Raw genomic sequence first — 10,801 nt, forward strand, 5'->3', positions numbered from 1 at the left:
GATCGCTCCTCCTAAAAGGATAATTAACGTCCAAACTTGATTTTTTTGGGTTCCTTCCACCTTTTCTAGTCTTCTATCCATCCCATCGACTTTCTCAGTTAGTTTTGCTTGTCCTACCTCTAGCTTAGTTAGCCGTTCGTCGATTTTGTCAAATTTCTGGTTAATATCTTGTTGCAAGGTATCGATTTTTTGGTTAACTTCCTTGATGCTGTCTTTGATTTCCTTGAGGACGGATTCAAGACTATAAGTAACGGTTTCGTTAGACATTTTGGTAACATCCCTGGGAGTAATGATAGTATAATAATTTTATTTTAATCCTAAATCTGGTTATTAAAGACTGATTACCTATTGCCTAGGATTTAGTATTAAGTAGGTAGGCGTTAAAAATTATTAGATGCCCCCCTTATTAAGGGGGGATTAAGGGGGGATCGAACCTAAAATCCATTTTTAATTTAATTATAACCAGCTACTTATAGTAATATTTCTAAGGATTGCCAGAAAAGAAAGAGCGCCACGCTGCCGTGCCGATCGCTCCTCCTAAAAGAATAATTAACGTCCAAACTTGATTTTTTTGGGTTCCTTCCACCTTTTCTAGTCTTCTATCCATCCCATCGACTTTCTCAGTTAGTTTTGCCTGTCCTACCTCTAGCTTAGTTAGCCGTTCGTCGATTTTATCAAATTTCTGGTTAAAATCCTTCTGTAGGCTATCAAATTTCTGGTTAACATCCTGTTGGAAGGTATCGATTTTTTGGTTAACTTCCTTGATGCTGTCTTTGATTTCCTTGAGGACGGATTCAAGACTATAAGTAACGGTTTCGTTAGACATTTTGGTAAAATCCCTGGGAGTAAGTTTTTTTACGCACTTTCCGTTGATACTACAATAATTTTATCTTAATACTAATACCATTTTTCTCAAGTAATGGCAGAGATGGTTAATTGCCCTCATCCCCAACCCCTTTCTGGGAGAGGGGAGTAGGATACCTGTCACGAATAAAGAAAAATGGTATTATGTTAAAATGTTGAGGGCTTCGTTTTTGGGTCTGATTTGTTGTTATATTGATCAGACTATACCTGATGAGCCTTTCTTAATCAGGCCTCGAGGCTGATGTGTTTCCTTTTTGAATTGGTGTTTTTGTTAGTAACGAAGCTGATAAGCGGTAGGGTAAATAAAAAATGACAGAACAAACTTGGTGGGTACAAAAATGGTTAGAACTACTCGATTCCTATCGCTTTAAAAAACGCTTGGAACGAGCTAGACTCTACGCTAGAGAGGGCAATGTTTTAAGTATTGACTTTGAAGACTCGCAAGTTATTGCTAGAGTACAAGGCAGTGAACCCGAACCTTATATAGTGGATTTATCCCTAGCGGCTTTTAGTGATGAAGAATGGGATTATATTATTAAGCTTCTCTCCAAAAAAGCCATTTATTCTGCTCAATTACTCACCGGACAAATGCCCGATCATATCGAGCGTGTTTTTATCGATAGTGGGGTAAATTTATTTCCCTTTTCCCTAGCTGATATTCGCTCCCGTTGCACCTGTCCCGATCAAGCCAACCCCTGCAAACATATAGGAGCAGTATATTATCAATTGGGCGATCGTTTTAGTGTCGATCCCTTCCTGCTTTTGCAACTGCGCGGCCGAAGCAAAAGCCAAATTCTGGAAGCTTTACGCGAAAAACGCTCCTATTCCTCTGATAATCAACCTTTAGCAGTCAGTGAACCCCCCGCAGCAGTCGAAAAAACTGCCCCCGAAAGTGCTATCGATCGCTTTTGGCAGTACGATGAGGAGCTAGATCCCTCCCTCGTTGTCATTACGCCAGGGAATGAAAATCAAACCATTCTCGACATTTTAGGCAATTTTCCCCTGGCTGCCCCCGAATCCGATGCCATAGAACAATTTTTAAAACCAATTTACCGACAAATTCCCCAAGAAGCGATGGCGATTGCTTTACAGTAGGGGAATTTGGGGTATAAGTAGCTGGTTGTAATTAAATTAAAAATGGATTTTAGGTTTGATCCCCCCTGCCCCCCTTGATAAGGGGGGTTTGATGCCCCCTGCCCCCCTTGATAAGGGGGGTGTCTGATAATTTTTAACGCCTACCTACTTAGGATCAGCCTAGTCAAAGTGGTGCCAAGGACAAAAAAGCCAGCCAGATTTGTCCTCGCATCAGGGTGAGGAATTGACCGGGTAGAAAATTGCCTCACCACTAACCGCTAAACCGTCTTACTTTTGCCGGTTTTACTACCTGGGGAAGTAGTTTTTTTAGTGGTGCTAGAAGTAGTTTTCTTGGTAGTGGTTTTCTTGGCAGTGGTTGTCTTGGCTGCTAGGGCGACTAAAGCTTGTTCTAGAGTCAGGGTTTCGGCGGTTTCTCCTTCAGGAATCTTGGCGTTAGTTTTGCCGTGTTTGATATAAACTCCGTAGGGACCCTCGTACAATCCCACCAATTCCCCGTCGTCGGGATGTTTACCCAATTCTTTTAGGGGTGGTTTGGTGGAACCGCGAGTGCCGCGAGTTTTTTTGGGTTCGGCTAATAAGGTTAAGGCTCGATCGAGGGTTATAGTTAAGACATCATCGCCGGCTTTCAAGGAACGATATTCTTTTTCCTTGCCCTCTTCCTGAACCACATAGGGGCCGAAACGCCCTAAACTGGCTTTAATTTTGCCTCCGGTGAGGGGATGGGTTCCCAGCAGTCGCGGCAGTGCTAATAAACCCACCGCTTGTTCGAGGGTGACATCCTCTGGTTTGACTCCTTTGGGTAGGGAGGCGCGTTTCGGTTTGGGGTTGTCATCGCTGACATCTCCTAACTGGACGTAGGGACCGTAACTACCCACGAGCAGATAAATCGGCTCTCCGGTGTCGGGATGAAGACCGATTTTGTCCGGACCTTCGGTTTTTTGTCGCAGCAGGGTTTCTACCTGTTCGGGGTTCAGATCCGCCGGGGTTAGATCGGCGGGGATGGAAGCGGTGAGGATTTCATCGCCTCGGGAGACTTCTAGATAGGGACCGTACTTGCCGATCTTGATGGTTGCCTGTAAATCCTCTAAAATCACCGATTTGGCGGTGCTAGAGTTAATTTGACTCTCGCGCTCTTTTACTTGGCTTTCTAGCCCCTTTTCGCCGCGATAGAAGCGATCGAGATAGGGCAACCACTGAGCGGAACCGGTGGCGATATCGTCGAGGGTTTCCTCCATCTTCGAGGTAAATTTGGGATCTACCAGGTCGGGGAAATGATTTTCTAACAAACTAACCACGGCGAAGGCGGTGAAGGTGGGAATGAGGGTTTTATTCCGCATTTGGGCATAACCGCGATCGATAATGGTGCCGAGAATAGTGGCGTAGGTGCTGGGTCGCCCGATTCCTTCACTTTCGAGGGTTTTTACGAGGGAGGCTTCGCTATAACGGGCGGGGGGTTGGGTATCGTGGCTAATGGCTTCTAGTTGGCGACAATTGGGGGTATCACCGACGCTGAGGGGGGGTAGGATTATTTCTTGGTCGTCGATGGCGGCTTCGGGATCGTCGGAACCTTCCACATAGGCGCGGAAAAAGCCGGGGAAGTCGATTCTTTTGCCGGAGGAGCGAAATCCGGCATTTTCCACCTGAATATTAACGGCGATCTGGGTAATACGGGCATCGGCCATCTGTGAGGCGACGGTACGTTTCCAGATTAGGTCGTAGAGGGCGAATTCTAGTCCGCTCAGGCCGGTTTCCCGGGGCAAGCGAAAGCTACTGCCGGCAGGTCGGATGGCTTCGTGGGCTTCCTGCGCGCCTTTGCTTTTGGTGGTGTATTGCCGGGGTTGGGGACTGAGATAGTTTTTTCCGTACATTTGTTCTACACAATGACGGGCGGCGCTGATGGCCTGATCGGAAAGATGGACGGAATCGGTCCGCATATAGGTGATGTAGCCCTGTTCGTAGAGATTTTGGGCGATTCGCATGGTGTCCCTGGCGGATATGCCTAGTTTCCGGTTAGCTTCTTGCTGTAGGGTGGAGGTGGTGAAGGGGGGGGATGGTTTGCGAGTGGTGGGTTTTTCTTCGGTGTGGCTAACGCGCCAGATTTTGTCTTGGATCTGTTCTTTTAAGGCGGTGGCGGTGGCTTGATCTAAGAGTGTCACTTGGCGACCGGGGAGCAGTCTGCCGGTGTCGGCATCGAAATCGCTCCCATTTGCCACTTTTTGACCGTTTAAGGTGACTAATTTCGAGTCGAATTGATTTTTGTCCTTTTCTAAAGTCGCCTTCAGATCCCAATAATTGGCGGTTTTAAAAGCCCGTCGTTCCCGTTCCCGTTGTACGAGCAGACGTACCGCCACCGATTGCACCCGGCCGGCGGATAAACCTTTGGAGATTTTTTTCCAGAGTAGGGGGGAGAGGGTATAACCGTAGAGGCGATCGAGTATGCGGCGGGTTTCTTGGGCGTGAACTAAATTTTCGTCGATGGAGCGACAATTTTTCAGGGCGGTTTGGATCGCTTCTTTGGTGATTTCGTGAAATACCATCCTTTTGGTGGGTATTTTCGGGTTGAGTACCTGTAAGAGATGCCAACTGATGCTTTCTCCTTCCCGATCTTCGTCGGTGGCGAGGATCAGTTCGCTCGCGCCTTTGAGGGCTTCTTTTAATTCTTTGACGATTTTACTTTTGGTTTTGGGGACGACGTAGAGAGGATCGAAATCGTTCTCCACATCCACGCCTAAGTTAGCCCAGGATTTGTCTTTGTGGGCGGGGGGAATTTCTTCGGCAGAGGCGGGCAGATCGCGGATGTGGCCCATGGAGGCTTGGACTCGATAGCCGCTAGGCAGATAATTACTGATCGTCCGAGCTTTGGTGGGGGATTCGACAATAACCAGGGTTGACATAGGAATTGATCACGAGGGCATGGCCACAGCGACTGTTTTAGTTAGACTGACCATCTTTGTTTGATGATGGGCAAAAGTTACTATTTATCTTGACCGGCTTGATTCGGGTCAAAAGCCACTTACTACGATAATAGAGATTAAAGCTGGTCTTTTGTCACTAACTTCTTAATAAAACTTAATATTTTTCTGGAGCAGCAAGAGGGGAGCAGGGAGATGGGGTAATGGGGAGAAGGGAGAAAAAAGCTGACACTGATAACTGATGACTGATGACTGACTCCTAACCCAATGTTTGCCAAAGATAAGCAAAATTTATTTATTGATGCCAAAAACTTGAGAATATTTAAATTAACATTCCGCAATATTTATAAATTCTTAAGAATTAATTGAGAAAGATTTTTATTTAACAACGATGTTACAATGGTTACAGCGATTTTACTGAATTTCACAATGGGGTATTCTGTGCTTTTTTAGGCAGCAATGGTTGAAACCCTTGCCACACCTAGAAGGTTATCCTAATTAGGACGGGTAAATTAGTCAATTTCACCAACAACGATGATCTTTTTTGTGTGTAGTTTTATTGCAAAAAAAAAGTTTTTTTGACAAAAAGAACAAAGTATGATATGCACCCAACGTATTTCTGGCTGCCAGTAGTTATTGCAGAGTAGGAGTTGGGGAGAGGGGAGATGGGGAATAGGGGAATAGGGAAGTGGGGGAATGGGGGGATGGGAGAAAGGAGGGGGGAGAAAAAAGCTGATAACTGATAACTGATTCAAGATGGGAGCCGGTCGTCGATACTAAATTAGGTTACGCTTCATCTTTAGGAAAAACGCTGTAATTATGTCTGATTTACGTCAATATGCCCCGGCAACAGAACGCAATCGTCAGCCGATTTTGGAAGTTCTCAGCCAATTTTTACCGAAGACTGGCAATATCCTAGAAATATCTAGCGGCACGGGTGAACACGCTGTTTTTTTTGCCCCTCGTCTTGCTCCTTGTCGTTGGATTCCCTCGGATTGTAACCCTCTGGCTCTAGATAGTATTCGCAGTTGGTGCGATTATTATCCTAGTTCTAATCTAGATCGCCCCCTATTTATCGATGTTCATCAGTCAGTTTGGGCGGTAGAGAAGGAAAATATCGTTATTAATGCCATTGTTAATATTAATATGATTCATATCGCCCCCTGGTCCGCTTGTTTAGCTTTAATGGCAGGAGCGAGTCGCATTCTCAGTTCGGGGGAAATTCTCTATCTTTATGGTCCCTATAAACGACAGGGAAAACATACTTCTCCTAGTAACGAAAGCTTTGATTTTTCTCTCCGTTCTCAAAACTCTACTTGGGGAGTTAGGAATTTAGAAGATGTGGTGCAAGCAGCGAGCAATCGAGGTTTACAATTGTTAGAAGTAATTCCTATGCCAGCTAATAATCTCTCGGTTTTATTTGCCTTAACATAGCAATTATCAGTGAACAGTAATCGGTAATTAGCTTCTAAAGGCAAAAGGCAAAAGGCAAAAAAAAGAATCTGGCAATTCTCCTACCTAAAAAGAAGGTTATAAACTAAGTACATCCAAGCTTTTAGCTTAACCAATTAAGTAGGGAGGCACAATTATTTGTAGGATGGGTTAGCGGTAGCGTAACATAATCGGGCGTTGGGTTTCATGCTTCAACCCAACCTACGTTCTGATCACTGAAAAAAGCTCCCCACTTCCCACTGATAACTGATAACTGATAACTGATAACTGATAACTGATAACTGATAACTGATAACTGATAACTTATTTCCAACCAGCGCGATTCATTACCTGTACTGCTTTGGCTAAATTAGGACCATAATTAGCCACGCTAACGGTATCTTCTTTACCGCGTCCGAGTTTTGCTAGGAAAGGGTCTAAAGCAACCCCTCGAACCACGGGATATTCTTGATTACCCTTAGCAAAAAAGTTCTGTGCTTCATTGCTAGAAAGATACTCTAAAAATTTAATGGCCGATTCTCGATTGGGAGCGGTTTTAATTAAACCACCACCACTAATATTAACATGAGTGCCGCGGCCTGTTTGGTCGGGGAAAATTACGCCTACTTGGTCATAAATTGCCCGTTTAGCGGGGTCTTTTTCTTCGGCATACCCAGCTAAGTAATAGGTGTTAGCTAGGGCTAAATCGGCAATTCCTGCGGCTACAGCTTCGATTTGTGCCTTATCATTGCCCTGGGGTGAACGGGCAAAATTAGCCACTAATCCCCGACACCATTTTTCTGCGGCTGCTTCTCCTTGGATGTCGATTAACCAAGCGGTAAAAGATTGACTATAGATGTTACTAGACGACCGAGTGACGACTTTTCCTTTCCATTTGGGATTGGTTAAATCTGCATAGGAATCGATTTCTCTGGGGTTAACTCTGTCTTTGTTGTACATAATTACCCGCAAGCGTTTACTAAACCCGAACCAGTGACCTTTGGGGTGACGCAAATGAGCGGGAATTCTTTGGGTGAGAATGGGGGAATTGACTGGGGCAAAAATTCCCTGTTGGTCGGCCCGCCATAGTCTCCCGGCATCTACTGTCAGGAGTATATCAGCAGGACTATTGCGGCCTTCGCTTTTGATTCGTTCGATTAATGGGTCTGCTTCCCCTTCGACCAGGTTAATTTTTATTCCCGTTTGTCGGGTGAAGTTGTCATACAATCGTCGGTCGGTGTTGTAGTGACGGGAGGAATAGAGGTTTAATTGTTTAGTTTGGGCGGAAACCTCGTTTATTTTCCCTAATTGACCCACTGCTACCGCTAAGGTGGCTGTTCCCGCGCCTAGAAAGACTCTCCGAGTTATTTTATCGTTCATTGCTCGATTCTTGGCAAAGTTGTCTTTTCCTATTGTACAGCTATTGAGAATAATTCTTATCTATATGAGAAATTACTTGTCGGGTTAGGGCGGTAGATGGGGCAAAATCAAGGCAAAATCAGGGTTTTTTGCTTTGATAGGGCTAATAAATCCTCGAATCTATCGCTAGTTAAGTTCAATAAGCCCAAGATGTTACCCTAAGCTCGATCGAGGGTATTGTGGAATGAGAGCAACGAGAGTGAAAGATAATGATCAACAGCGATCACCAACAAGCGATCGAGCTAATGTTAGCATCGGGAGACTATAATCAGTTATTGTTATTTTGTCAGCAAGTGCTGGCGGTTCATCCGGAAGTGACTGATTATTATCCCTATCTGGGATTAGCTTATCTGCTGCTAGAGCAGCAAGCAACAGCGCAAGAAATTTGGTTATTTTGGCTATTACAATCAGAGTCCAGTCAGGATTTAATTGTGCTGCTCAAAAAAGAGATAATTAGAAATCTTGATTGCTGGCAGTTTGGCCAAGCTAAATTAATCTATCTTCAGTGGCTAGAATTAGAGGAAATAGAAGGGGATGAAGAGATAGAAAATTATGCCCTGACTGCGATAAACTCCTGTCTTCAAGAGGTGCAAGAGGCAATTAATCGGCGAGAATATACTTTAGCTGAGGACTTTTACTTAAGAATTTTATCTTGGCGTGAACAATTAGCTTACATCTGGCACGATTTAGGATATTTATACTATATAATTAACCGACTAACAGAATCTTTTAACTGTTTGGCACGAGCCATCAACTTAGAGGAAAATCAAGCCTTATATCATTATACCATGGCCATGGTGCTAGAAAAACAATCACGTTCAGATACAGCTTTATCAGCTTATCAAAAAGCGATTGATCTCAAGGCTAATTTTGTCGATGCTTATAATAAACTGGGCAATTTATTTTATCGATTAGGGCAGCTAGAGTCAGCCGAAAAATTCTATCAGCAGGGAATTAATAACCAGGCAGATTTTTATCCTTTTTATATCAATTTAGGCAATGTCTATTTAGTTAAACAAGCTTGGACAGAAGCAAAAAATGCTTATAAAACTGCCCAACAACTGGCAGGAGATAGACGAGAAATTAGTCAAAATCTCTCCCTTTGGGAAAACCTGCAAGCTGACCAAAAAAGAGCGGATCTTTACTCAGGTGATTATTTTTATCAAAGAAAAATCTATCAATTAGCATTAAACTATTATCAAAAATTATTAGCAATTAAAATAGAGGACAGCAATTTTTATTTAAATTGCGCCCATTGCCATCTCATTCTTAAAGAAGAAAAACAAGCTTTAGAAGTGTATAAAAAAGGCATTAACTATCATCCAGAAAATATTGATTTACATTTGCGCCTAATTTGGTTACTACAAAATAATTATCCGATCGAGGTGGCAATTCAAGCAACTAAATCGGCTTTAGAGTATCTTCCCGATCGCCTATCCCTGAAGTTAGAATTAATGCGGTTAATGCCGATAGTTTACACAACTCAAGCAGATATTATGCTATATCGAGCAACCTACGAGAAACGGTTAGATAATATCTTGTCCAATCTTGATTTAACCACTAATAATCAACAACAGGAGGCGTGGAAAAGTATTGGATTAAGAACTAATTTTTATCTTCAATATCAAGCCAAAAATGATTTAGAACTACAAAAAAAATATGGAGAATTGGTTTATAAAATTGCCTCAGCAAACTTTCCTAATTGGGTAAAAAACCGAACCATGCCTACGGGAAAAATTCGCCTTGGCTATATTTCTGCTCACCTGCGTCATCACACAGTAGCGAAACTCTTTCAAGGATGGTTGCAGTGGCGAAATCGAGAACAATTTGAAATTTACTGTTATGGAATAGATATTAATAACACCTGCGATAATTTTACAAGAGAATATCAAGAGCAAAGTGATTATTTTTATCAGTTTGATAATTTAGTTAATATGGAAAAAATTGCTCAAAATATTTTAGATAATCAGTTACATATTCTCGTTTATTTAGATATTGGTATGGATGCTCGTACTACCCAACTAGCAGGATTGCGTTTAGCTCCAGTACAATGTGTAACTTGGGGACATCCAATCACCTCAGGATTACCAACCATTGATTATTTTATCTCCAGTGAATTAATGGAACCCACGGAGGGAGATAATCACTACAGTGAAAAATTAATTCGCTTATCCAATTTAGGTATTGCCTATGCTAAACCCTCGCTTCCTCCCCAGATAAAAACTCGTTTAGAGATGGGATTAGCCGAGGATAAAATCATCTACTTAAACTGTCAGAGTTTATTTAAATATCTGCCAGAAAATGACGATATTTTTCCTAGAATTGCCCAACAAGTTACCAACAGCCAATTTATTTTTATCTGTCATCGTAGCGAATTTGTGACCCATTGCTTTCAGTCGAGATTAAGTCAAGCTTTTAATAGGTATGGACTCAATTGGCAAAATTACGGGGTAATGATGCCACAATTAGAACAAAATGATTATTTTCAGCTTAACTTATTAGCAGACATCTATTTAGATAACTTAAGTTGGTCGGGAGGAAATACCACCCTCGAAGCAATTGCCTGTCAGCTTCCAGTTGTTACCTGTCCGGGGGAATTTATGCGCGGACGACATTCCTATGCTATCTTGAAAAAATTAGGCATAACCGAGACAATTGCTACCGATAAAAATCACTATATTGAAATTGCTATCCGTTTAGGTTTAGATAATCAATGGCGACAAACAATCAAAGATTATACTAAAATGAATATCGATACAGTATTTAACGATCGAACCTCCGTAGAAAGTCTAGAAAGATTTTATCAATCTGTAGTAGGAGAAGGTAAATAAAACTTTAGGGTTACATAGGGTTTGCGGCAAAAAGTTTGTTGGGGTGTGGGGTATGGGGAAGAGAACTGAGAGGGGGACAAGCGAGCTAGAAGGTAGATAGGGCAAGCGATATCGCTCTTTGTCCTTTGATGTAATCCTTCAACCGATAGCGGCTAATTTGCATTAGCTCTTCTATATTTTTTTGGAACATTTGATGTAGCTGGAGCCAATGATAGAGATGTTGACCCACATAAAAACTGCTGTGTCTGC

Annotated in this window: 7 protein-coding genes; 3 read left to right on the forward strand and 4 right to left on the reverse strand. The window is 42.7% G+C overall.

Annotated features, from left to right (window positions below):
- On the reverse strand, nucleotides 1-267 hold a 267-nt coding region (locus O9323_RS17950; RefSeq protein ID WP_288125513.1), incomplete at its 3' end, for a DUF4164 domain-containing protein.
- 217 nt (nucleotides 268-484) lie between these two features.
- The gene (locus O9323_RS17955; protein WP_002776981.1) at nucleotides 485-826 is read right to left on the reverse strand and encodes a DUF4164 family protein; all 342 of its coding nucleotides are present in this window, start codon (nucleotides 824-826) and stop codon (nucleotides 485-487) included.
- Nucleotides 827-1,173: 347 nt separating this feature from the next.
- Between O9323_RS17955 and O9323_RS17960 the strand changes: the two genes are divergently transcribed.
- Nucleotides 1,174-1,959: an SWIM zinc finger family protein gene (locus O9323_RS17960; protein ID WP_103112070.1), complete on the forward strand. Its 786-nt coding sequence runs from the start codon at nucleotides 1,174-1,176 to the stop codon at nucleotides 1,957-1,959.
- Nucleotides 1,960-2,216: 257 nt separating this feature from the next.
- Here O9323_RS17960 and topA read toward each other — a convergent pair whose 3' ends face one another.
- Entirely contained in the window at nucleotides 2,217-4,853 is a 2,637-nt protein-coding gene (gene topA, locus O9323_RS17965; RefSeq protein ID WP_288125514.1) for a type I DNA topoisomerase, read from the reverse strand.
- Nucleotides 4,854-5,690: 837 nt separating this feature from the next.
- Here topA and O9323_RS17975 point away from each other — a divergent pair.
- On the forward strand, nucleotides 5,691-6,305 hold the full coding sequence (locus O9323_RS17975) for a DUF938 domain-containing protein (protein ID WP_288125515.1): 615 nt from the start codon (nucleotides 5,691-5,693) through the stop codon (nucleotides 6,303-6,305).
- Between the two features lie 321 nt (nucleotides 6,306-6,626).
- Here O9323_RS17975 and O9323_RS17980 read toward each other — a convergent pair whose 3' ends face one another.
- Nucleotides 6,627-7,682: a Fe(3+) ABC transporter substrate-binding protein gene (locus tag O9323_RS17980; protein ID WP_149107662.1), complete on the reverse strand. Its 1,056-nt coding sequence runs from the start codon at nucleotides 7,680-7,682 to the stop codon at nucleotides 6,627-6,629.
- Between the two features lie 248 nt (nucleotides 7,683-7,930).
- On the opposite strand from O9323_RS17980, the gene O9323_RS17985 reads away from it, so the two are divergent.
- The gene (locus tag O9323_RS17985; RefSeq protein ID WP_288125516.1) at nucleotides 7,931-10,552 is read left to right on the forward strand and encodes an O-linked N-acetylglucosamine transferase, SPINDLY family protein; all 2,622 of its coding nucleotides are present in this window, start codon (nucleotides 7,931-7,933) and stop codon (nucleotides 10,550-10,552) included.
- Nucleotides 10,553-10,801 lie beyond the last annotated feature (249 nt).

It is taken from the genome of Microcystis sp. LE19-131.1A (assembly GCF_027532015.1).
GTDB classification, from domain to species: Bacteria; Cyanobacteriota; Cyanobacteriia; order Cyanobacteriales; family Microcystaceae; genus Microcystis; species Microcystis ichthyoblabe_A.

What these genes read in the sequence shown, in the direction of transcription:
- O9323_RS17955 (WP_002776981.1), bottom strand. Translation starts at nt 826, where the DNA reads ATGTCTAACGAAACCGTTACTTATAGTCTTGAATCCGTCCTCAAGGAA.
- O9323_RS17980 (WP_149107662.1), bottom strand. Translation starts at nt 7,682, where the DNA reads ATGAACGATAAAATAACTCGGAGAGTCTTTCTAGGCGCGGGAACAGCC.
- O9323_RS17975 (WP_288125515.1), top strand. Translation starts at nt 5,691, where the DNA reads ATGTCTGATTTACGTCAATATGCCCCGGCAACAGAACGCAATCGTCAG.
- O9323_RS17960 (WP_103112070.1), top strand. Translation starts at nt 1,174, where the DNA reads ATGACAGAACAAACTTGGTGGGTACAAAAATGGTTAGAACTACTCGAT.
- topA (WP_288125514.1), bottom strand. Translation starts at nt 4,853, where the DNA reads ATGTCAACCCTGGTTATTGTCGAATCCCCCACCAAAGCTCGGACGATC.
- O9323_RS17985 (WP_288125516.1), top strand. Translation starts at nt 7,931, where the DNA reads ATGATCAACAGCGATCACCAACAAGCGATCGAGCTAATGTTAGCATCG.